The sequence below is a fragment of the Rhizobium quercicola genome (assembly GCF_021168455.1).
Classification (GTDB): Bacteria; Pseudomonadota; Alphaproteobacteria; order Rhizobiales; family Rhizobiaceae; genus Ferranicluibacter; species Ferranicluibacter quercicola.
In genome coordinates, this window is the sequence record NZ_JAJOZR010000019.1 from 26,879 (window position 1) to 48,970 (window position 22,092).

Genomic DNA, 22,092 nt, shown 5'->3' on the forward strand with positions numbered 1-22,092 from the left:
TTCTGGAGATCCCTGATCCGTATTAGAATACGGAGCAGAGGACCTCGCCGCCGACGTTCTGTTCACGAGCCTGGTGATCGGCCATCACACCCTTCGGAGTCGAAAGGATGGTGATGCCGAGACCGTTCGCGACCTGCGGAATGGACTTGACCGAGACATAGACCCGGCGGCCCGGCTTGGACACGCGGCCGATCTCACGGATCACCGACGCGCCTTCGTAGTACTTCAGCTCGATGTTGAGCTCGGACTTGCCGTTGTCGAAATCGACTTCGGAGTAGCCGCGGATGTAGCCTTCCGACTGCAGCACGTCGAGAACGCGCGCGCGCAGCTTGGAAGCCGGCGTCGTTACGTTCGTCTTGCGGCGTGCGGCGCCGTTACGGATACGGGTGAGCATATCGCCCAAGGGATCAGTCATTGTCATTTGCCCGTCTCCTTACCAGCTCGACTTCACGATACCCGGAATCTTGCCGAAATTGCCCAGTTCGCGCAGGGCGATACGGGACATTCCCAGCTTCCGGTAGTAGGCGCGCGGACGGCCGGTGACTTCGCAACGGTTGCGAACGCGGGTCTTCGACCCATCACGCGGCAGGCTTGCCAGTTTCAGAGTTGCCTTGAACCGCTCTTCGATCGGAAGAGACTGGTTCATGATGGTCGCCTTCAGCTCGGCCCGCTTGGAGGCCTGCTGGGTAACCAGCTTGCGGCGGCGCTTGTTCTTTTCAACTGCGCTCGTTTTCGCCATGAAACGTAATCCTTCTGCTTGTCGTTACGGCTTACTGGCGGAACGGGAAGTTGAACTCTGTGAGCAGAGCCCGCGCTTCGTCGTCCGTCGTGGCCGTCGTGCAAACGATGATGTCCATGCCCCACATCTGATCGACCTTGTCGTAGTTGATCTCAGGGAACACAATGTGTTCCTTCACGCCCATGGCGAAGTTGCCACGGCCGTCGAAGGATTTCGGGTTCAGTCCGCGGAAGTCGCGAACGCGCGGGAGCGCGATGTTGATCAGGCGGTCCAGAAATTCATACATGCGTGCGCCGCGCAGGGTAACCTTCGCGCCGATCGGCATGTCTTCGCGCAGCTTGAAGCCGGCGATGGAAGTGCGGGCCTTGGTGACGACCGGCTTCTGGCCGGCGATCGCTGCGAGGTCGGCGGCGGCGATCGAAGGCTTCTTCGAATCGCCGGTCGCTTCGCCCACGCCCATGTTGATGACGATCTTGTCGAGCTTCGGGATCATCATCTCATTGGCGTAGGAGAACTTCTCCCGGAGTGCCGGACGAATGCGCGCGATGTACTCGCTCTTGAGCCGCGGCTCATAGGTCTTGGTCTCAGCCATCAGATAACATCTCCCGAACGCTTGGCCACGCGAATCTTCTTGTCGCCATCGATGCGGAAACCGACGCGGGTCGGCTTGCCGTCCGTGTCAGCGATCGCGATGTTCGACAGGTGGATCGGGGCTTCCTTGTTGATGATGCCGGCTTCCTGGCTCTGGGTCTGGCGCTGGTGACGCTTCACCATATTGACGCCACGCACGACAGCCTTGTCGTCCTTCGGCATGACCTGGATAACTTCGCCGGTGCGGCCCTTGTCCTTGCCGGCGAGTACGACGACCTTGTCGCCCTTACGAATCTTGTTCATCTCTAATCGCCCCTTACAGTACTTCTGGAGCCAGCGAGATGATCTTCATGTGGTTCTTGGCGCGAAGCTCGCGCGGAACCGGTCCGAAGATACGGGTGCCGATCGGCTCTTTCTTGTTGTCGATAAGAACGGCTGCGTTGTTATCGAAGCGGATGACGCTGCCGTCCGGACGACGGATGTCCTTGGCGGTGCGTACGACGACCGCCTTCATCACATCGCCCTTCTTGACGCGGCCACGCGGGATGGCTTCCTTGATGGAAACGACGATGACGTCGCCCACGGAAGCATACTTGCGCTTGGAGCCGCCCAGCACCTTGATGCACATGACACGACGTGCGCCGGAATTATCCGCCACGTCGAGGTTTGTTTGCATCTGAATCATGTCAGGTCGCCTTCTTGTTGTGACCGAACCGGTTGGGATCTCCTCATCGTGAAAGAGAGCCCCCTGTTCCGGCTTATGAAAATTTGCATGCGGCGCGCTGCACCCTCTTGCGAAGGGCGGCACGCCACAATGCTTTCAATGGCATTCCCAGTCCCTCGCCTCTTGGGAGAAGCAGGCGGGACATGATGCGACAGCGCGGGATCGATCTTGCCAGGGTGGTTTCCTGAAGACAGGACCTTCCGTGCGCTCAAAGCAAAAGAACGCTCGTAACCCCGAGCGTTCCGTGGCTGCTTCATACAGAGATTCTCGCCGATTACAAGAGGCGACACCGCAAACCCCGACCAATTCGGCCAGAAGCGCGCGGCGCCGATCTTACGAAGACGCCGCGCTCTCGTGTCTTGCGACACTGCGCGGCGCCATCGGCGTGACGTCTGTTCGGCTTAGGCCTGGGCGGAAATAACCGTCCAGGTCTTGTCCTTGGAGATCGGCGCGCATTCCTGGATGGAAACAAGGTCGCCGACCTTGAACTGGTTCTTCTCGTCGTGCGCCTTGTACTTCTTGGAGCGACGGACGGTCTTCTGGAGGATCGGGTGCGCAAAGCGGCGCTCGACCCTTACGACGACGGTCTTCTCGTTCTTGTCGGAGACGACGGTGCCCTGCAGAATGCGTTTCGGCATTTTTCTTGGTCCTTAGGCCTTGGCTTCTGCCGCCTTCTGGCGGGCAATGGTTTTGATGCGCGCGATGTCCTTGCGGACCTCGTTGATGCGCGACGACTTTTCAAGCTGGCCGGTCGCCTTCTGGAAGCGCAGGTTGAACTGCTCCTTCTTCAGCTTGGCAAGCTCGTCGTTGAGCTGGTCGGCGCTGAGCGCCCGAACGTCATTGGCTTTCATGGGGCTTCTCCTTACTCCGCAATGCGCTGTACGAAGCGCGTCTTGACGGAGAGCTTCGCAGCACCAAGACGAAGGGCTTCGCGTGCGAGCTCCTCGTTGACGCCATCGATCTCGAACATCATACGACCAGGCTTGACCTTGCACGCCCAGTATTCGACGGAGCCCTTACCCTTACCCATGCGGACTTCGGTCGGCTTCGCGGTGACCGGAACGTCCGGGAATACGCGGATCCAAACGCGGCCGGCACGCTTCATGTGACGCGTGATCGCGCGGCGGGCCGCTTCGATCTCGCGCGCATTGACGCGGTTCGGTTCCAAGGACTTCAAGCCGAATTCGCCGAAAGCGAGATCAGATCCGCCCTTGGCTACGCCCTTGATGCGGCCCTTGAATTGCTTGCGATACTTCGTACGCTTTGGCTGCAACATTTTTTTAATTCTCCGATATTGGCTGCCAAACGCGACTGTTACGCGTTTTCACGACGGCGATCACGATCGCGATCGCGATCACGTCCGCCACTACCCTGACTGTCACTCTCGCTCGCACGGCGCTCGGAGGCCATCGGATCGTGCTCAAGGATTTCGCCCTTGAAGATCCAGACCTTGATGCCGCAGATGCCGAATGCCGTCACAGCTTCGGCAACACCGTAATCGATGTCGGCGCGCAGCGTGTGAAGCGGAACGCGACCTTCGCGATACCACTCGGTACGGGCGATTTCGGCGCCACCCAGGCGGCCGGCGCAGGTGATCTTGATGCCTTCGGCACCCAGACGCATGGCCGACTGAACCGAACGCTTCATCGCACGGCGGAAAGCCACGCGGCGCTCGAGCTGCTGGGCGATCGACTGCGCGACGAGCGTCGCGTCGACTTCCGGCTTGCGCACTTCGACGATGTTGAGGTGCGTTTCCGAGTTCGTCATCTCCGACAGCTTGCGACGCAGCTTTTCGATATCCGCGCCCTTCTTGCCGATGATCAGACCCGGGCGAGCCGAGTGGATCGTAACGCGGCACTTCTTGTGCGGACGCTCGATGACGACCTTCGAAATGCCGGCCTGCTTCAGCTCGTCCATCAGGTACTTGCGGATCTTCAGGTCTTCGTGGAGCAGCTTGCCGTATTCGGCATTGTCAGCGAACCAACGGCTATCCCAGGTCCGGTTGATGCCGAGACGGAAACCGATTGGATTGATTTTCTGGCCCATTATGCGGCCTCCCCTTTGGCTTCCACTTCACGAACAACGATCGTCAAGTGTGCAAACGGCTTTTCGATCCGCGATGCACGACCGCGACCACGAGCGTGGAAGCGCTTCATCACCATCGACTTGCCAACGAAAGCTTCCGCGACGACGAGCGAGTCGACGTCGAGGTCGTGGTTGTTCTCGGCGTTTGCGATGGCCGATTCCAAGGTCTTCTTGACCGTGCCGGCGATACGCTTGCGGGAGAATTCAAGTTCGGCCAGAGCACGGTCGACCTTCTTGCCGCGGATCATCGCGGCAACCAGGTTGAGCTTCTGGGGGCTGACGCGGATCGTGCGCGCAACAGCCTGCGCTTCATTATCCGCCAGCCGACGTTCGGCTTTTGCCTTACCCATCGTTACTTCCTCTTTGCCTTCTTGTCCGCACCGTGACCGTAGTAGGTCCGGGTCGGAGAGAATTCACCGAACTTGTGGCCGACCATGTCTTCATTGACACTGACGGGAACATGCTTGGAACCGTTGTAGACGCCAAAGGTCAGACCGACGAACTGCGGCAAGATGGTGGAGCGACGGCTCCACATCTTGATGACCTCATTGCGCCCGCCTTCGCGAACCTTCTCAGCCTTCTTGAGAAGATAGCCGTCGACGAACGGACCTTTCCATACTGAACGAGCCATTTGTGACTACCTCTTCTTACTTCTTGCGCTGATGGCGCGAACGCATGATGAACTTGTCGGTCGACTTGTTCGAACGCGTGCGCTTGCCCTTGGTCGGCTTGCCCCACGGTGTGACCGGGTGGCGGCCGCCCGAGGTGCGGCCTTCACCGCCGCCGTGCGGGTGGTCGACCGGGTTCATGACGACACCGCGGTTATGCGGGGTCTTGCCGCGCCAGCGGGTACGACCGGCCTTGCCGTCATTGATGTTGCCGTGATCCGGGTTGGAGACGGCGCCGATCGATGCGAGGCAGCTCGCATGAACGAGGCGCTGTTCGCCGGAGTTGAGGCGCAGGATCGCCATGCCCTGGTCACGACCGACGAGCTGCACATAGGTGCCTGCCGAGCGCGCCATCTGGCCACCCTTGCCGGGCTTCATTTCCACATTGTGGATGATGGAGCCGACCGGGATGAACTGCAGCGGCATGGTGTTGCCGGGCTTCACATCGACCGCCTTCTCGGAGGCGATGACCTTGTCACCGACGGCGAGGCGCTGCGGCGCGATGATGTAGGCCTGCGTGCCGTCTTCGTACTTGATCAGCGCGATGAACGCCGTACGGTTCGGGTCGTATTCCAGCCGCTCGACCGTGCCGTCCACGTCGAACTTGCGACGCTTGAAGTCGATCAGGCGATAGGTCCGCTTGTGACCGCCGCCGATGAAGCGGGCGGTGATGCGGCCCAGGTTGTTACGACCACCGCTCTTGGTGAGACCCTGTGTCAGCGCCTTGACCGGCTTGCCCTTGTAGAGCGAGGACCGATCGACGATGACCAGCTGACGCTGGCTCGGGGTCGTCGGATTGAAACTTTTCAATGCCATTTTCTTGTTCCCTTTTGGGTCTTTACCCGGGGGTTATGAAACCGCTCTGGGTTTAACCTTTAGAGTCCGGTGGAGACGTCGATGGACTGACCGTCAGCAAGTGTGACGATCGCCTTCTTGACATCCCGCTGCCGGCCAGCGAAGCCGCGGAAGCGCTTGAGCTTGCCCTTGCGGAGAAGCGTGTTCACTGCCGTGACCTTGACGCCGAACAGAGCTTCGATCGCAGCCTTGATCTCAGGCTTCGATGCGTCCTTGGCGACGTTGAAGATGATCTGGTTCTGTTCAGAAACCAGCGTGGATTTTTCGGTGATCGACGGAGAGAGGATCACATCATAATGGCGAAGATCCGTCACTTGAACCGCTCCTCCAGAGCCTCGATCGCATCCTTGGAAAGCACGAGCTTGCCGCGGCGCAGAATGTCGTAAACGTTGATGCCCTGGATCGGGAGAACGTCCACGTTCGGGATGTTCTTGGCAGCGAGCTTGAAGTTGTTGTCGAGCTCGGCGCCGCCGATGAACAGGGCGTTGGTGAGACCCAGCGATGCGAATGCACCGGTCAGGGCCTTCGTCTTGGCTTCCGTCGCGACCAGGCTGTCCACGATGATCAGCTCATCGGCCTTCAGCTTGGCAGAGAGGGCGTGACGCAGGCCGAGTGCACGAACCTTCTTGGGAAGGTCATGCTCATGGCTGCGCGTGACCGGGCCGTGAGCCTTGCCACCGCCGCGGAACTGCGGAGCGCGTGCGGAATGGTGACGCGCGCGGCCCGTACCCTTCTGCTTGTACATCTTGGCGCCGGTGCGGGAGACTTCGCCGCGCGTGAGCGTCTTGTGCGTGCCCTGCTGCTTCTTGGCGAGCTGCCAGCGAACGACGCGGGCGATCAGGTCCTGGCGTACGTCCAGGCCGAAGATGGCGTCGGACAGGGAAACCGTGCCTGCGTCCTGACCATCCAGTGTGGTGACGGTGAGATCCATTATTCGGCTCCCTCATGTGCTGCTGCGCGGACGCCGGCCGGACGCGGAGCGTTTTCCGGGATGCCGGCCTTGATGGCGTCGCGGACGACGATCCAGGAGCCCTTGGAGCCGGGGACGGCGCCCTTGACGAGGATCAGACCGCGGTCTTCATCGGTGGATACAACTTCGAGGTTCTGGGTGGTGATACGCGTCTGGCCCATGTGACCAGCCATGCGCTTGCCCTTCCAGACGCGGCCCGGATCCTGGTTGGAGCCGGTCGAACCATGCGAACGGTGCGAGACCGAAACGCCGTGCGTCGCACGCAGACCGCCGAAGTTGTGGCGCTTCATGGCGCCGGCAAAGCCCTTACCGATCGAGGTGCCCGTCACGTCGACCAGCTGGCCGGTGACGAAATGGCTTGCCGTCAGCTCGGAGCCGACGTCGATCAGGTTTTCCGAGGTTACCCGGAACTCGACGAGCTTCGCCTTCGGCTCGACGTTTGCAGCGGCGAAATGGCCGCGCATCGCCTTCGGCGTGTTCTTGACCTTGGCCTGGCCTGCGCCGAGCTGCACGGCGACGTAGCCGTTCTTTTCTTCCGTGCGCTGGCCCACCACCTGGCAGTTTTCCATCCGCAACACGGTCACTGGAATGTGCTCGCCGGCGTCGTTGTAGACCCGGGTCATTCCCACTTTCTGTGCAATCACACCTGAACGCATCGGTTCATTCCTCTTCAGAGTCCCTGTCGGGGAAAACCCCTTCAGCCTCTTTGTTCAAGGCTTCCATCCGGCATTCGCGCCATTGGTCACCCGTTTCTGGAAGTCGTTGGACGGAATGTCCACGTACCTTCCTTGTTATATCCACCCGGTCCGAAGCGTTCCGGGAGGGGCCTTTAGAGCTTGATCTCGACGTCGACGCCGGCGGCCAGATCGAGCTTCATCAGGGCGTCGACCGTCTGGGGGGTCGGATCGACGATATCGAGAAGACGCTTGTGCGTGCGCATCTCGAACTGTTCGCGGCTCTTCTTGTCGACGTGGGGCGACCGGTTGACCGTGAACTTTTCGATACGCGTGGGCAGCGGCACGGGGCCACGGACGCTGGCGCCCGTACGCTTGGCCGTCGACACGATTTCACGCGTGGAGGCATCGAGGATCCGGTGATCAAACGCCTTGAGGCGGATGCGGATATTCTGGCCGTTCATTCGACTAGTCCTTTTTTCCGTATGGGCAACTGGCCATACGCCAAATCTTCAATTGTTACGGTCGGCCGCGTCTTGTCAAAAAGCGCAGGAACCGGGTTGTTAGCGCCCGGTCCCTGCTAGGTCAACGGCCTAGCCGCTGATTACTCGACGATCGAAGCCACGATGCCGGCGCCGACGGTGCGGCCGCCTTCGCGGATTGCGAAGCGCAGCTTTTCTTCCATCGCGATCGGAACGATCAGCTCGACGGCAACGGTCACGTTGTCGCCCGGCATGACCATTTCCGTGCCTTCCGGCAGCGTCACGATGCCCGTCACGTCCGTCGTGCGGAAGTAGAACTGCGGACGGTAGTTCGTGAAGAACGGCGTATGACGGCCGCCTTCTTCCTTCGTCAGGATGTAGGCTTCGGCCATGAACTTCTTGTGCGGCTTGACCGAACCCGGCTTGCACAGGATCTGGCCACGCTCGACGCCGTCACGCGTGACGCCGCGAACGAGTGCACCGATGTTGTCGCCGGCCTGGCCCTGATCGAGCAGCTTGCGGAACATTTCGACGCCCGTCACCGTCGTCTTCGACGTTGCGCGGATGCCGACGATCTCGACTTCCTCACCAACCTTGACGATGCCGCGCTCGACGCGACCGGTCACGACCGTACCACGACCCGAGATCGAGAACACGTCTTCGATCGGCATCAGGAACGGCAGGTTGATCGGACGCTCCGGCGTCGGGATGTAGGCGTCGACGGCGGCCATCAGTTCGCGGATCGCGTCTTCGCCGATCTTCTTGTCGCTGTCTTCCAGAGCGGCCAGAGCCGAGCCCTTGACGATCGGAATGTCGTCGCCGGGGAAGTCGTAGGACGACAGGAGTTCGCGAACTTCCAGCTCGACGAGCTCGAGAAGTTCGGCGTCATCGACCTGGTCGACCTTGTTGAGGAACACGACGATAGCGGGAACGCCGACCTGACGGGCCAGCAGGATGTGCTCGCGGGTCTGGGGCATCGGGCCGTCGGCGGCCGAGCAGACGAGGATCGCGCCGTCCATCTGGGCAGCACCGGTGATCATGTTCTTGACGTAGTCGGCGTGGCCGGGGCAGTCGACGTGGGCGTAGTGGCGGGCCGGCGTCTCGTACTCGACGTGCGCCGTCGAGATGGTGATGCCGCGGGCCTTTTCTTCCGGAGCGGCGTCGATCTGGTCGTACGCCTTGAACTCGCCGAAGTACTTCGTGATCGCTGCCGTCAGCGACGTCTTGCCATGGTCGACGTGACCGATCGTTCCGATGTTCACGTGCGGCTTGTTGCGTTCAAACTTGCTCTTTGCCATTTTCGGCTCTCCATCTGTGGCCCCTTGCGGGGTTCAATTCTGTTTTAACGGGCGTCAGTCAAGCTCCGGTCACTTCTGACCGGAGTACTTCGCCTGGATTTCGGTTGCGACGTTCGACGGAACCGGTGCGTAGTGATCGAAGACCATCGAGTACTGCGCGCGGCCCTGGCTCATGGAGCGCAGGTTGTCGACGTACTTGAACATGTTCGCCAGCGGTACGTTTGCGCTGATCACCACGGCGATGCCGCGGCTTTCCTGGCCCTGGATCTGGCCACGGCGGGAGTTCAGGTCGCCGATGACGTCGCCGACGTAATCTTCCGGGGTGACGACTTCGACCTTCATCATCGGCTCGAGCAGCTGGGCGCCGGCCTTGCGCGATGCTTCACGGAAGCAGGCACGCGATGCGATTTCGAAGGCGAGGACCGAAGAGTCGACGTCGTGGAAGGCACCGTCGATAAGCGTCGCCTTGACGCCGAGCATCGGAAAGCCTGCCAGCGGGCCGGACGACAGCACGCTTTCGATGCCCTTCTGAACGCCGGGGATGTATTCCTTCGGAATGGAACCACCAACGATCTTGGACTCGAACTTGAACTCGTCGCCATCCGGGTTCGGTTCGAAGATGATCTTGACGCGCGCAAACTGGCCGGTACCACCGGACTGCTTCTTGTGCGTGTAGTCTTCTTCGTGCTTCTTCGTGATGGTTTCACGATAGGCAACCTGCGGCGCACCGACGTTGGCTTCGACCTTGAACTCGCGACGCATACGGTCGACGAGAATGTCGAGGTGAAGCTCGCCCATGCCAGCGATGATCGTCTGGCCGGACTCTTCGTCCGTCTTGACGCGGAACGACGGGTCTTCGGCAGCCAGGCGGTTGAGCGCGAGGCCCATCTTTTCCTGGTCGCCCTTGGACTTCGGCTCAATGGCGATCTGGATGACCGGCTCGGGGAATTCCATGCGCTCGAGGATGACCTGCTTCAGGGGATCGCAGAGCGTGTCACCCGTCGTGGTTTCCTTGAGGCCCGCGAGAGCAACGATATCGCCGGCGAAGGCTTCCTCGATGTCTTCACGCGAGTTCGAGTGCATCTGCAGCATGCGGCCGACGCGCTCGCGCTTTTCCTTGACCGTGTTCATGACCGACGTGCCCTTTTCGAGCTTGCCAGAGTAGATGCGGGCGAAGGTGAGCGAACCGACGAAGGGGTCGTTCATGATCTTGAACGCGAGCATAGACAGCGGCTCTTCGTCCGAAGCATGACGCTCGATCTCGGCTTCCGTCTTGACGTCGATCCCCTTGATGGCAGGGATGTCGGCCGGCGACGGCAGATAGTCGCAGACGGCGTCGAGCAGGGGCTGCACGCCCTTGTTCTTGAAGGCCGTGCCGCAGAACATCGGGTGGAACTTCACGTCGATGGTGCCGCGACGAACGAGCGCACGGATCTGATCGTTGTCGGGCATGACACCGTTCAGGTAGTTTTCCATGGCTTCTTCGTCGATGTCGACGACGGTCTCGATCAGGAGCTCACGATATTCCTGAGCCTGGTCCTTCATGTCGTCCGGGATCTCGACGATGTCCCACTGCGCGCCGAGCGACTCGTCGCGCCAGACGAGAGCGTTCATCTCGATCAGATCGACAACGCCCTTGAACTCGGTTTCCGCACCGATCGGCAGCTGCATGACGACCGGGATCGCACCGAGGCGCGACTTGATCATGGACACCGAGCGATAGAAATCAGCGCCCGTCTTGTCCATCTTGTTGCAGAAGATCATGCGCGGAACGTTGTACTTCTCGGCCTGACGCCAGACGGTTTCCGTCTGCGGCTCGACGCCGGCGTTGGCGTCGAGGAGAGCGATCGCACCGTCGAGAACGCGCAGCGAACGCTCGACTTCGATCGTGAAGTCGACGTGGCCGGGCGTGTCGATGATGTTGAAGCGACGCATCTTGCCGTCGCGACCCTTCCAGTAGGTCGTGGTCGCAGCCGACGTGATGGTGATGCCGCGTTCCTGCTCCTGCTCCATCCAGTCCATGGTGGCAGCGCCGTCGTGCACTTCGCCGATCTTGTGCGACTTGCCGGTGTAGTAAAGAATCCGCTCGGTGGTCGTGGTCTTGCCGGCGTCGATATGCGCCATGATCCCGAAATTGCGGTAGTCTTCGATTTTATATTCGCGAGCCATGATGGACTGCCTTTCGAAAATGGACGTCGATTACCAGCGATAATGCGAGAAAGCGCGGTTGGCGTCGGCCATCTTGTGCGTGTCTTCGCGCTTCTTCACTGCGCTACCGCGATTGTTCGCGGCGTCCATGAGTTCGCCGCAGAGGCGATCGATCATGGTCGTTTCATTGCGCTTGCGAGCTGCGGCGATGAGCCAGCGGATGGCGAGAGCCTGACGACGCTCCGGACGGACATCGACCGGAACCTGGTACGTCGCACCACCAACGCGGCGCGAACGGACTTCTACGTGCGGAGCGATATTGTCGAGAGCCGAATGGAACACGGCGACCGGCTCCTGCTTCAGCTTGCCCTGAACGGCATCGAAAGCACCGTAAACGATGTTTTCGGCAACCGACTTCTTCCCATGAAGCATGATGGCGTTCATGAACTTGGTGACAACGAGATCGCCGAACTTGGGGTCCGGATTGATCTCACGCTTTTCTGCACTATGGCGACGGGACATATGTTTCGTCTCTCAACTTTATCTTTGTTTACCCAGCGAAATGGCGCTGGTGGTCGATTACTTCGGACGCTTCGCGCCGTACTTCGAGCGGCGCTGCTTGCGGTTCTTGACACCCTGGGTATCGAGAACACCACGGATGATGTGGTAGCGAACGCCGGGCAAGTCCTTGACGCGGCCGCCGCGGATCATCACGACGGAGTGTTCCTGGAGGTTGTGGCCTTCGCCCGGGATGTAGCCGATGACTTCGAAGCCATTGGTCAGACGGATCTTGGCAACCTTACGAAGTGCCGAGTTCGGCTTCTTCGGGGTCGTCGTGTAGACGCGTGTGCACACGCCGCGCTTCTGCGGATTTTCCTGAAGCGCCGGTACCTTGTTGCGCTTGACCTGTGCCTGACGCGGCTTGCGGATCAGCTGGTTTACGGTAGGCATATAACCATCCCTTGCAAAATCTTCGTTACCCTCTCGGGCGGATTACTGCCGTCTCCGGCTTTTGCGTACGCGTGGAAATGCGCGAACAAGGGCCGATCCGCGTTTCAGCAGATGCCCCATGAAAAGCAGAGGACGCCGTTTTCCGGCGTCTTGCGTGCAGCATTCTTGGTCTTCAGCGTGCGTTTGAACCTTGTTTGAGGCGAACTCCAGAACGTGTCGTTCCGAACCAGCCAGCCTCACATGGGCTCCGATGAGGCGGGGTGTACTGTTTTACCCCCCCTCAGTCAAGGGCAAATCCTAAGAATTCTCCCCCGCCCTGCGCCCGAAAGCCTGCAAATGCGGGGTTTGCGAGGCTCTGTGGCCCGCCGACCGGCAGAGTCCGCAGCCGCGATCCGACGCCCGCCATGAGAATCGGCAACAGCTTGCAGAAAGAATCGCTTGCGCTCGAAGGAGCTGCGGGAACGAATTGTCGCGACCGCCGCTTTTGATATAGATCACTCCATCGGCGCTCATTGCCGCATTTTCAAAGACCCGACAAGAGGAGTCTCCATGACGGTCCTGCCCGACAACGACAACAATTCCGACGATCCCATGGTCTTCATCATCATCGGCAAGGCCTTTGAAGAAGACGGTGGCGGCGAAGGCGTCGATATCCATGTCGTGCTCCGCGCAGCCGACGACGACTCCGCCGTCCGCGAGGCGTTGAACGCGCTTGCAGAAGAGGGCTTCCTCGAAGCCGACCTCGACCAGATCGGCATGCTGGAAGGCGTTCCGGAGGACGAACCGCATGCCTCGGCCTACAAGGGTGCGCTCGAGGGCGAAGTGGCGATCATCCGGTTCAACTGAGGGATGGCGGCGACGCAGAAGGTTCTGATCTACGCAACGCTCCATGACGCTTTGCTCGTGTTCGATGAACCGGACTTTCCCGAGATCGCGCTTCAGATTCCCGGGGGGACCATCGAACCCGGTGAAGAACCATCTGACGCCGCGACGCGCGAGTTCGAGGAGGAGACGGGATTACGCGTGCCCGCACCTCCCCGACCACTGACCGTCCATGACTACAGCTTTGTGCGGGACGGCGTCACCATTGTTCACAGGCGTCACTATTTTCATGTTGCTCTGATGGACGCGCCGACTAACTGGACGCATTTCGAAATGTCGCCATCCGGTGGGGGCGACCGCATTCTCTTTCGTTTCTCCTGGATGTCATTCCCGGAGGCAGCCCAGCGGCTTGGAATGGGAATGGCTGACGCCATTTCTCACCTTCGATAATTCCGCTTCAAGCGCTAAGAACGATAAAAGCCGCCCGGATCGCTCCGGGCGGCTTTTTGATGTCGTCGTGCCTGCCGATTACTCGGCGGCTGCGTTCTCGCTGGCCATGTCGGCGAGCATCGGCGTTGCCGTGTCCGCGCCGGTCGACTTGCGGCGTTCCTCGAGGATCATCTCGTCGCGCGCCGTAGCGATGCGGCGGATCTGCGTCATGGTGCCACCGGTACCGGCCGGGATGAGGCGGCCGACGATGACGTTTTCCTTGAGGCCCTGCAGGCCGTCGGTCTTGCCGGCGATCGCGGCTTCCGTCAGTACCTTGGTCGTTTCCTGGAAGGACGCGGCCGAGATGAAGGACGGGGTCTGCAGCGACGCCTTGGTGATGCCGAGCAGGACAGGGTCGCCGTAGGCCGGCTTCTTGCCCTGTTCGATCAGCTGGTCGTTGACGTCTTCCAGTTCGATCCGGTCCACGCTGTCGCCGACAATATAGGTCGAGTCACCGGCGTCGGTCACTTCCACCTTCTGCAGCATCTGGCGAACGATCACCTCGATGTGCTTGTCGTTGATGACAACGCCCTGCAGGCGGTAGACTTCCTGGATTTCGTTCACGAGGTAGGACGCGAGTGCCTCCACGCCCTTGATCGCCAGGATGTCGTGCGGCGCCGGGTTACCGTCGAGGATGTAATCACCCTTTTCGATATAGTCGCCGTCCTGAAGGTGGAAGGGCTTGCCCTTCGGGATCAGGTACTCGACCGGCTCGACACCGTCTTCCGCCGGCTCGATCAGCACGCGACGCTTGTTCTTGTAGTCGCGACCGAAGCGGATCGTGCCGTCGATCTCCGCGATGATCGCGTGGTCCTTCGGACGACGCGCTTCGAAGAGTTCGGCAACACGCGGCAGACCACCGGTGATGTCCTTGGTCTTGGCGCTTTCCAGCGGCGAACGTGCGAGCACGTCACCCTGGGAGACCTTCGTACCGGGCTCGACCGACAGGATCGCATCGACCGACAGCAGGAATCGGGCTTCGCCACCGCGGGACAGCTTGGCAACGACGCCGTTCTTGTCCTTGATGACGATCGCCGGCTTCAGGTCGATACCCCTCGGCGTCGAACGCCAGTCGATGACCTGACGCTTGGTGATGCCGGTCGCTTCGTCGGTCGCTTCGAGAACGGAGATACCGTCGACGATATCTTCGAAATGAACCGTACCTTCGACTTCCGTCATCATCGGGCGCGTGTAGGGGTCCCACTCTGCGAAACGCTGACCGCGACGAACCTTGTCGCCGTCATCCACGAAGATCTTCGAACCGTAGGCGACACGCTGCGAGGACCGTTCCACGCCGCGCTCGTCCAGGATCTGGATCGCCATGTTACGACCCATGGCAATGAGGATGCCATCGGAGTTGCGCAGCATGTTGCGGTTCTTGATCTGGATCGTGCCTTCGTACGAGGCTTCCAGGAACGACTGGTCGACCACGTTGGCCGTGCCACCAAGGTGGAACGTGCGCATGGTGAGCTGCGTGCCCGGTTCGCCGATCGACTGGGCCGCGATGACGCCGACCGCTTCGCCCATGTTGACAGGGGTACCGCGGGCAAGGTCGCGACCGTAGCAAACGCCGCAGACGCCGGTCTGGATTTCGCAGGTCAGGGCCGAACGGATCCGGATCGACTGGATGCCGGCCTTTTCGATCTCGACCACGTCGGCTTCCAGGATCATGCGGCCAGCGTCGACAATGCGATCGCCGGTGACCGGATGATCGATGTTGTCGAGAGCCGTACGACCGAGAACGCGGGCGCCGATGGAGGCAACGACCTGACCGGCATCGACGATGGCGGTCATGGTGAGGCCGTTTTCGGTACCGCAATCGACCGAGTTGACGATGCAATCCTGCGCCACGTCGACGAGACGACGCGTCAGGTAACCGGAGTTCGCCGTCTTCAGGGCGGTATCTGCGAGGCCCTTACGGGCACCGTGGGTCGAGTTGAAGTACTCGTTAACGGTCAGGCCTTCCTTGAAGTTCGAGATGATCGGAGTCTCGATGATTTCGCCCGAGGGCTTGGCCATGAGACCACGCATCCCGCCCAGCTGACGCATCTGGTTCGGAGAACCACGGGCGCCCGAGTGCGACATCATGTAGATCGCGTTCATCGGCTTCTGACGGCCGTTGTCGTCGAACTCGACGGCCTTAATGCGGGCCATCATGTCTTCGGCGACCTTTTCGGTGGCCTTGCCCCAGGCGTCGACGACCTTGTTGTACTTTTCGCCCTGGGTGATCAGGCCGTCATTGTACTGCTGTTCGTATTCCTTCACCAGCGACTCGGTGTCACCGACGATCTTGGCCTTGGTTTCCGGAATGACCATGTCGTCCTTGCCGAACGAAATGCCGGCGCGGCAGGCATGGGCGAAGCCGAGCTGCATGATCCGGTCGCAGAAGATGACCGTGTCCTTTTGACCGCAGTGACGGTAGACCGTGTCGATCATCTTGGAGATGTTCTTCTTGGTCAGTTCCTGGTTGCAGACGTCGAACGGCACGTTGACGTTCTTCGGCAGAAGTTCGCCGATGAGCATGCGGCCGGGGGTCGTTTCGAAGATCTTGGAGACCGGCTTGCCGTTCTCGTCGACCGACTTGAAGCGACCACGGATCTTCGCATGCAGCGTGACCGACTTGTTGTCGAGCGCGTGATGCAGTTCCCCGATGTCGGAGAAGGCCATGCCTTCGCCCGGCTCGTTCTGGTTGAGGATCGACAAGTAGTAGAGCCCGAGAACCATGTCCTGCGACGGAACGATGATCGGTGCGCCGTTGGCCGGGTGCAGGATGTTGTTGGTCGACATCATCAGCACGCGGGCTTCCAGCTGGGCTTCCAGCGACAGCGGCACGTGAACGGCCATCTGGTCGCCGTCGAAGTCGGCGTTGAAGGCCGTGCAGACGAGCGGATGCAGCTGGATGGCCTTGCCTTCGACCAGCGTGGGTTCAAAGGCCTGGATGCCCAGGCGGTGCAGCGTCGGCGCGCGGTTCAGGAGAACCGGATGCTCGCGGATCACCTCGTCGAGGATGTCCCAGACTTCCGGCTTTTCCTTTTCCACCAGCTTCTTAGCCTGCTTGACCGTGGACGAGAAGCCCTTGGCGTCGAGACGGGCGTAGATGAACGGCTTGAAGAGCTCGAGCGCCATCTTCTTCGGCAGGCCGCACTGGTGCAGCTTCAGTTCCGGACCGGTGACGATGACCGAACGGCCGGAATAGTCGACGCGCTTGCCGAGCAGGTTCTGGCGGAAACGGCCCTGCTTGCCCTTCAGCATGTCGGACAGCGACTTCAGCGGACGCTTGTTGGCACCCGTGATGACGCGACCGCGACGGCCGTTGTCGAACAGCGCATCGACGGATTCCTGCAGCATGCGCTTTTCGTTGCGGATGATGATGCCGGGCGCACGAAGCTCGATCAGGCGCTTCAGGCGGTTGTTGCGGTTGATGACGCGGCGGTAGAGATCGTTGAGGTCCGACGTCGCGAAACGGCCGCCGTCGAGCGGAACCAGCGGGCGCAGATCCGGCGGGATGACCGGAACGACCTTCATGATCATCCATTCCGGACGGTTGCCGGATTCCATGAAGTTCTCGACGATCTTCAGGCGCTTCATCAGCTTCTTCTGCTTCAGCTCGGACGTGGTGTCAGCCATGTCCTGGCGCAGATCGCCAGCGATCTTCTCGAGATTCATCGAGGCGAGCATCTCGTAGATGGCTTCTGCGCCGATCATCGCCGTGAACTGGTCTTCGCCGAACTCGTCGACGGCGATCATGTACTCTTCTTCCGAGAGAAGCTGGTTCTCCTTCAGAGAGGTCAGGCCCGGCTCGGTGACGATGTAGTTTTCGAAATAGAGGACGCGTTCAATATCCTTCAGCGTCATGTCGAGCAGCGTCGCGATGCGGCTCGGCAGGGATTTCAGGAACCAGATGTGGGCGACCGGGGCCGCGAGCTCGATGTGGCCCATGCGCTCGCGCCGAACGCGCGACAGCGTGACTTCGACGCCGCACTTTTCGCAGATGATGCCCTTGTACTTCATGCGCTTGTACTTGCCGCACAGGCACTCGTAGTCCTTGATGGGCCCGAAGATGCGTGCGCAGAAGAGGCCGTCGCGTTCCGGCTTGAACGTCCGGTAGTTGATGGTTTCCGGCTTCTTGATCTCGCCGAACGACCACGAGAGAATCTTCTCCGGCGACGCGATCGAGATGCGGATCGAATCGAAGGTCTGTGCAGGCATCTGCGGATTGAAAAGGTTCATGACCTCTTGGTTCATGCCTATCTCCTTTGGGGCGAAGCCCCTTATCTTGAGCGCTGGTCGCCGGCATTTCCCGGGCGCCGGCCCTTGTGCTCGTCAAACGGATAAAACCGCATCGGGTGCGGCTCAGTGCCCTGCCCCGTCCTCTCCATCGCGGAGACGACCGGCAGGACATGCGCGCGCCGTTTCAGGGCGCGCGCGTCAATCGCGTTTTATTCAGCGGCGTCCGGCAGCTGCGTCGGCTGGAGATCCTCAAGCTTCGAATTCTCGAGCTCGACGGACAGGCCGAGGGAGCGCATTTCCTTGACGAGAACGTTGAAGCTCTCCGGAATGCCCGCCTCGAACGTGTCGTCGCCGCGCACGATCGCTTCGTAGACCTTGGTGCGTCCGGCCACGTCGTCCGACTTCACCGTCAGCATTTCCTGCAGGGTGTAGGCGGCGCCGTAGGCTTCCAGAGCCCAGACTTCCATTTCCCCGAAGCGCTGACCGCCGAACTGGGCCTTGCCGCCGAGCGGCTGCTGGGTGACCAGCGAGTAAGGACCGATCGAACGCGCATGGATCTTGTCGTCCACGAGGTGGTTCAGCTTGAGCATGTAGATGTAGCCGACCGTGACCTGACGGTCGAACTGGTCGCCCGTACGGCCATCATACAGCGTGGACTGACCCGAGATCTTCAGGCCCGCCTGCTCCAGCATCTCGTTGACGTCGGCTTCCACCGCGCCGTCGAAGACCGGCGTCGCGATCGACACGCCGCGGCGCGTCTGCTCGGCCAGACGAACGATGCTGTCGTCGTCGTAGTCCTTGATCGGCTCACCCTTCGGACCGGATCCGATGACGCTGTCGATGGTGTCGCGCAGCGGCTGGATGTCGGCGCCTGCCTTGTAGGCGTCGAGCATATCACCGATCTTGCGACCCATGCCGGCGCAAGCCCAGCCGAGGTGCGTCTCGAGGATCTGGCCGACGTTCATGCGCGACGGCACGCCCAGCGGGTTCAGAACCACGTCCACATGCGTCCCGTCTTCCAGGAACGGCATGTCCTCGATCGGAACGATGCGCGACACGACACCCTTGTTGCCGTGACGGCCAGCCATCTTGTCGCCTGGCTGGATCTTGCGCTTCACAGCGACGAAGACCTTGACCATCTTCATCACGCCCGGAGGCATTTCGTCGCCGCGCTGGACCTTCTCGACCTTGTCCATGAAGCGGTGTTCGAGCAGCGACTTCGACTCGTCGTACTGGCCCCGCAGAGCTTCGATTTCGCCCTGTGCCTTCTCGTCCTCGACGGCGAACATCCACCACTGCGAGCGGGGATATTCGGAGACGATCGCGTTGGTCAGCTCCGTGCCCTTCTTGAAGCCCTTCGGACCTGCAACGGCGGCGTGGCCGCGCAGCATGTCGATCAGGCGGGCGTAGACGTTGCGGTCGAGGATCGCCTGTTCGTCGTCGCGGTCCTTTGCGAGACGTTCGATTTCCTCGCGCTCGATCGCCATCGCACGCTCGTCCTTTTCAACGCCGTGGCGGTTGAAAACGCGAACTTCGACGATGGTCCCGAACGTGCCCGGAGGCATGCGCATGGAGGTGTCGCGGACGTCGGAAGCCTTTTCGCCGAAGATGGCGCGCAGAAGCTTTTCTTCCGGCGTCATCGGGCTTTCGCCCTTCGGCGTGATCTTGCCGACGAGGATGTCGCCCGGCTGCACTTCCGCACCGATATAGACGATGCCGGCTTCATCGAGGTTCTTCAGCGCCTCTTCCGAGACGTTCGGAATGTCGCGCGTGATTTCTTCCGGACCCAGCTTCGTGTCGCGCGCCATCACTTCGAATTCTTCGATGTGGATGGAGGTGAACACGTCGTCGCGCACGATGCGCTCGGACAGCAGGATCGAGTCCTCGTAGTTGTAGCCGTTCCAGGGCATGAACGCGACGAGCGCGTTGCGGCCGAGCGCGAGATCGCCGAGGTCGGTCGAGGGACCGTCCGCGATGATGTCGCCCTTGTTCAGGATGTCACCGACGGTGACCAGCGGGCGCTGGTTGACGCAGGTGTTCTGGTTGGAGCGCTGGAACTTCTGCAGACGATAGATATCGACGCCGGACTTGCCGGCTTCGAGCTCTTCCGTGGCGCGGATGACGATACGCGTCGCATCGACCTGATCGACGACACCGCCGCGGCGAGCCGCGATGGCAGCGCCCGAGTCACGGGCAACGACCGGCTCCATGCCGGTGCCGACGAACGGCGCTTCGGCGCGCAGCAGAGGCACGGCCTGACGCTGCATGTTCGAGCCCATGAGCGCGCGGTTCGCATCGTCGTTCTCGAGGAACGGGATGAGAGCGGCGGCAACGGACACGAGCTGCTTCGGCGAGACGTCCATCAGGTTGATCTGGTCGCGCGGCGTCAGCATGACTTCGCCCGAGTGACGGCAGACCACGAATTCTTCCTCGAATTCATTGTCGGCATTCAGCACGGAGTTCGCCTGGGCGACGTGGTACTTGGCCTCTTCCATGGCGGAGAGGTAGACCACTTCGCGCGTCACCTTGCCGTCCACGATCTTGCGGTACGGGCTTTCGATGAAGCCGTACTTGTTGACGCGGGCAAAGGTTGCGAGCGAGTTGATCAGACCGATGTTCGGGCCTTCCGGCGTCTCGATCGGGCAGATACGGCCGTAATGGGTCGGGTGAACGTCGCGGACTTCGAAGCCTGCACGCTCGCGGGTCAGACCGCCCGGTCCAAGAGCCGAAAGACGGCGCTTGTGGGTGATTTCCGAGAGCGGGTTGACCTGGTCCATGAACTGCGACAGCTGCGAGGAACCGAAGAACTCGCGCACGGCGGCCGCCGCCGGCTTGGCGTTGATCAGGTCCTGCGGCATGACGGTATCGATCTCGATCGACGACATGCGTTCCTTGATGGCGCGCTCCATGCGGAGCAGGCCGAGACGATACTGATTTTCCATCAGTTCGCCGACGGAACGAACGCGGCGGTTGCCGAGGTTGTCGATGTCGTCGATCTCGCCCTTGCCGTCACGCAGTTCGACAAGCATCTTCACGACGGCCAGGATGTCTTCCTTGCGCAGGACACGAACCGTGTCCGGGCAATCGAGATCGAGGCGCATGTTCATCTTCACGCGGCCGACGGCCGAGAGATCGTAACGCTCGGCATCGAAGAACAGCGTGTTGAACATGGCTTCGGCCGAATCCATGGTCGGCGGCTCGCCCGGGCGCATGACGCGATAGATATCGAACAGAGCGTCCTGACGGTTCTCGTTCTTGTCGACAGCGATCGTGTTGCGGATATAGGCGCCGACATTGATGTGGTCGATGTCGAGCACGGGGATCTCTTCGAAGCCCGCGGCCAGGATCACGCCAAGCGTCTTCTCGTCGATCTCGTCGCCGGCTTCCAGGAAGATTTCACCGGTTTCCATGTTGACGAGGTCTTCGGCGAGGTAGTTGCCGTAGAGATCGTCATCCGACGCCTTGATGGCCTTAAGACCCTTCTCGGTCAGCGAACGGAGCAGACGCGGGGTCAGCTTCTTACCGCTTTCCACGACGACTTCGCCGGTGTCGGCGTCGATCATCTCGGTGATGGCCTTCTGACCCTTCAGGACCTCCGGCTGGAACGGAATCCGCCAGCCCTTGCCGTCGCGCTTGTAGAAGGACTTCGTGTAGAACGTCTCGAGGATCTCTTCGCCGTCCATGCCAAGTGCCATCAGCAGGGAGGAGACGGGGATCTTGCGGCGACGGTCGATACGCGCATGCACGATGTCCTTGGCGTCGAACTCGATGTCGAGCCAGGAACCGCGATAGGGAATGACGCGTGCGGCGAACAGCAGCTTGCCCGACGAGTGGCTCTTGCCCTTGTCGTGGTCGAAGAACACACCCGGAGAACGGTGCATCTGCGAGACGATGACGCGCTCGGTGCCGTTGACGATGAACGTGCCGTTGTTCGTCATGAGCGGCATATCGCCCATGTAGACGTTCTGTTCCTTGATGTCCTTGACGGACTTCGCGCCCGTATCTTCATCGATATCGAACACGATGAGACGCAGCGTCACTTTGAGCGGCGCGGCGTAGGTCAGGTCGCGCTGACGGCACTCATCGACGTCGAACTTCGGGGGCTCGAACTCATAGGATACGAACTCCAGCATGGAGGCGCCGGAGAAGTCGCTGATCGGGAAGACGGACTTGAAAACCGACTGCAGTCCCTCGTCGGGACGGCCGCCAGCCGGCTCCTTGACCATCAGGAACTGGTCGTAAGACGCCTTCTGAACCTCGATGAGGTTCGGCATTTCTGCGACTTCGGGGATTTTGCCGAAAAACTTGCGTACGCGCCTGCGACCGTTAAACGTAAGGGTCTGAGCCATCGTCGCTCCTTCAATAT

At 60.8% G+C, this 22,092-nt stretch carries 24 protein-coding genes; 2 read left to right on the forward strand and 22 right to left on the reverse strand.

Translation table 11 applies throughout. The annotated features are described in order from the left end of the window. Nucleotides 1-22 precede the first annotated feature (22 nt). The 20 genes from rpsH to rpsL all read right to left on the reverse strand — a co-directional run bounded on the left by rpsH (nt 23) and on the right by rpsL (nt 12,185). On the reverse strand, nt 23-421 hold the full coding sequence (gene rpsH, locus LRX75_RS22015; RefSeq protein ID WP_062468274.1) for a 30S ribosomal protein S8: 399 nt from the start codon (nt 419-421) through the stop codon (nt 23-25). 12 nt (nt 422-433) lie between these two features. Beyond that, nucleotides 434-739: a 30S ribosomal protein S14 gene (gene rpsN, locus LRX75_RS22020; RefSeq protein WP_062596576.1), complete on the reverse strand. Its 306-nt coding sequence runs from the start codon at nt 737-739 to the stop codon at nt 434-436. A gap of 31 nt (nt 740-770) precedes the next feature. After that, nucleotides 771-1,331 carry a 50S ribosomal protein L5 gene (rplE, locus tag LRX75_RS22025; protein ID WP_113151899.1) on the reverse strand — a complete coding sequence of 187 codons (561 nt, stop codon included), beginning with the start codon at nt 1,329-1,331 and terminating at the stop codon, nt 771-773. Continuing rightward, a complete protein-coding gene (gene rplX / locus LRX75_RS22030) occupies nt 1,331-1,633 on the reverse strand; it encodes a 50S ribosomal protein L24 (RefSeq protein ID WP_231816761.1) in 303 nt (100 codons plus the stop codon). The genes rplE and rplX overlap by 1 nt, the downstream gene beginning before the upstream one ends. A gap of 13 nt (nt 1,634-1,646) precedes the next feature. Then, nucleotides 1,647-2,015 carry a 50S ribosomal protein L14 gene (rplN, locus tag LRX75_RS22035; RefSeq protein WP_062468282.1) on the reverse strand — a complete coding sequence of 123 codons (369 nt, stop codon included), beginning with the start codon at nt 2,013-2,015 and terminating at the stop codon, nt 1,647-1,649. A gap of 440 nt (nt 2,016-2,455) precedes the next feature. After that, complete coding sequence (gene rpsQ, locus LRX75_RS22040) at nt 2,456-2,692, reverse strand: 30S ribosomal protein S17 (protein ID WP_062596579.1); 237 nt, start codon at nt 2,690-2,692, stop codon at nt 2,456-2,458. Nucleotides 2,693-2,704: 12 nt separating this feature from the next. After that, nucleotides 2,705-2,905 carry a 50S ribosomal protein L29 gene (rpmC, locus tag LRX75_RS22045; RefSeq protein ID WP_062468286.1) on the reverse strand — a complete coding sequence of 67 codons (201 nt, stop codon included), beginning with the start codon at nt 2,903-2,905 and terminating at the stop codon, nt 2,705-2,707. 11 nt (nt 2,906-2,916) lie between these two features. Further along, complete coding sequence (gene rplP, locus LRX75_RS22050; RefSeq protein ID WP_062601052.1) at nt 2,917-3,330, reverse strand: 50S ribosomal protein L16; 414 nt, start codon at nt 3,328-3,330, stop codon at nt 2,917-2,919. Nucleotides 3,331-3,368: 38 nt separating this feature from the next. Further along, nucleotides 3,369-4,100: a 30S ribosomal protein S3 gene (gene rpsC, locus LRX75_RS22055; protein WP_062468290.1), complete on the reverse strand. Its 732-nt coding sequence runs from the start codon at nt 4,098-4,100 to the stop codon at nt 3,369-3,371. Further along, nucleotides 4,100-4,489 (reverse strand): 50S ribosomal protein L22, encoded by a 390-nt coding sequence (gene rplV / locus LRX75_RS22060; protein ID WP_062596581.1) that lies wholly within the window; start codon nt 4,487-4,489, stop codon nt 4,100-4,102. Before rplV ends, rpsC begins: the two co-directional genes overlap by 1 nt. 2 nt (nt 4,490-4,491) lie before the next feature. Further along, complete coding sequence (gene rpsS / locus LRX75_RS22065; RefSeq protein WP_056335754.1) at nt 4,492-4,770, reverse strand: 30S ribosomal protein S19; 279 nt, start codon at nt 4,768-4,770, stop codon at nt 4,492-4,494. A gap of 16 nt (nt 4,771-4,786) precedes the next feature. Continuing rightward, complete coding sequence (gene rplB / locus LRX75_RS22070) at nt 4,787-5,623, reverse strand: 50S ribosomal protein L2 (RefSeq protein ID WP_110732497.1); 837 nt, start codon at nt 5,621-5,623, stop codon at nt 4,787-4,789. A gap of 59 nt (nt 5,624-5,682) precedes the next feature. Continuing rightward, nucleotides 5,683-5,976 carry a 50S ribosomal protein L23 gene (locus LRX75_RS22075; RefSeq protein WP_062468296.1) on the reverse strand — a complete coding sequence of 98 codons (294 nt, stop codon included), beginning with the start codon at nt 5,974-5,976 and terminating at the stop codon, nt 5,683-5,685. Then, nucleotides 5,973-6,593 carry a 50S ribosomal protein L4 gene (gene rplD, locus LRX75_RS22080; RefSeq protein WP_113151897.1) on the reverse strand — a complete coding sequence of 207 codons (621 nt, stop codon included), beginning with the start codon at nt 6,591-6,593 and terminating at the stop codon, nt 5,973-5,975. Before rplD ends, LRX75_RS22075 begins: the two co-directional genes overlap by 4 nt. Further along, nucleotides 6,593-7,288, reverse strand: a complete 696-nt coding sequence (rplC, locus tag LRX75_RS22085; RefSeq protein ID WP_062468299.1) for a 50S ribosomal protein L3 — start codon at nt 7,286-7,288, stop codon at nt 6,593-6,595. The genes rplD and rplC overlap by 1 nt, the downstream gene beginning before the upstream one ends. Nucleotides 7,289-7,461: 173 nt before the next feature. Continuing rightward, nucleotides 7,462-7,770: a 30S ribosomal protein S10 gene (gene rpsJ, locus LRX75_RS22090; protein WP_003507767.1), complete on the reverse strand. Its 309-nt coding sequence runs from the start codon at nt 7,768-7,770 to the stop codon at nt 7,462-7,464. Between the two features lie 140 nt (nt 7,771-7,910). Continuing rightward, on the reverse strand, nt 7,911-9,086 hold the full coding sequence (gene tuf / locus LRX75_RS22095) for an elongation factor Tu (RefSeq protein ID WP_092987788.1): 1,176 nt from the start codon (nt 9,084-9,086) through the stop codon (nt 7,911-7,913). Nucleotides 9,087-9,155: 69 nt separating this feature from the next. Then, complete coding sequence (fusA, locus tag LRX75_RS22100; protein ID WP_113152668.1) at nt 9,156-11,255, reverse strand: elongation factor G; 2,100 nt, start codon at nt 11,253-11,255, stop codon at nt 9,156-9,158. A 30-nt stretch (nt 11,256-11,285) separates the two neighbouring features. Beyond that, complete coding sequence (gene rpsG, locus LRX75_RS22105) at nt 11,286-11,756, reverse strand: 30S ribosomal protein S7 (RefSeq protein ID WP_018325882.1); 471 nt, start codon at nt 11,754-11,756, stop codon at nt 11,286-11,288. A 57-nt stretch (nt 11,757-11,813) separates the two neighbouring features. Further along, nucleotides 11,814-12,185 carry a 30S ribosomal protein S12 gene (gene rpsL / locus LRX75_RS22110; protein ID WP_003507760.1) on the reverse strand — a complete coding sequence of 124 codons (372 nt, stop codon included), beginning with the start codon at nt 12,183-12,185 and terminating at the stop codon, nt 11,814-11,816. A 549-nt stretch (nt 12,186-12,734) separates the two neighbouring features. Here rpsL and LRX75_RS22115 point away from each other — a divergent pair. Both LRX75_RS22115 and LRX75_RS22120 read left to right on the forward strand, forming a co-directional pair. Next, entirely contained in the window at nt 12,735-13,031 is a 297-nt protein-coding gene (locus tag LRX75_RS22115; protein ID WP_092933395.1) for a transcriptional regulator, read from the forward strand. Between the two features lie 3 nt (nt 13,032-13,034). Next, the gene (locus LRX75_RS22120) at nt 13,035-13,457 is read left to right on the forward strand and encodes an NUDIX hydrolase (RefSeq protein ID WP_231816762.1); all 423 of its coding nucleotides are present in this window, start codon (nt 13,035-13,037) and stop codon (nt 13,455-13,457) included. 78 nt (nt 13,458-13,535) lie between these two features. Here the strand turns inward: LRX75_RS22120 and rpoC are convergent, their stop codons facing one another. After that, complete coding sequence (gene rpoC / locus LRX75_RS22125) at nt 13,536-17,741, reverse strand: DNA-directed RNA polymerase subunit beta' (protein WP_113152666.1); 4,206 nt, start codon at nt 17,739-17,741, stop codon at nt 13,536-13,538. A gap of 194 nt (nt 17,742-17,935) precedes the next feature. Next, on the reverse strand, nt 17,936-22,075 hold the full coding sequence (gene rpoB, locus LRX75_RS22130) for a DNA-directed RNA polymerase subunit beta (RefSeq protein ID WP_113152665.1): 4,140 nt from the start codon (nt 22,073-22,075) through the stop codon (nt 17,936-17,938). Between the last annotated feature and the right edge of the window lie 17 nt (nt 22,076-22,092).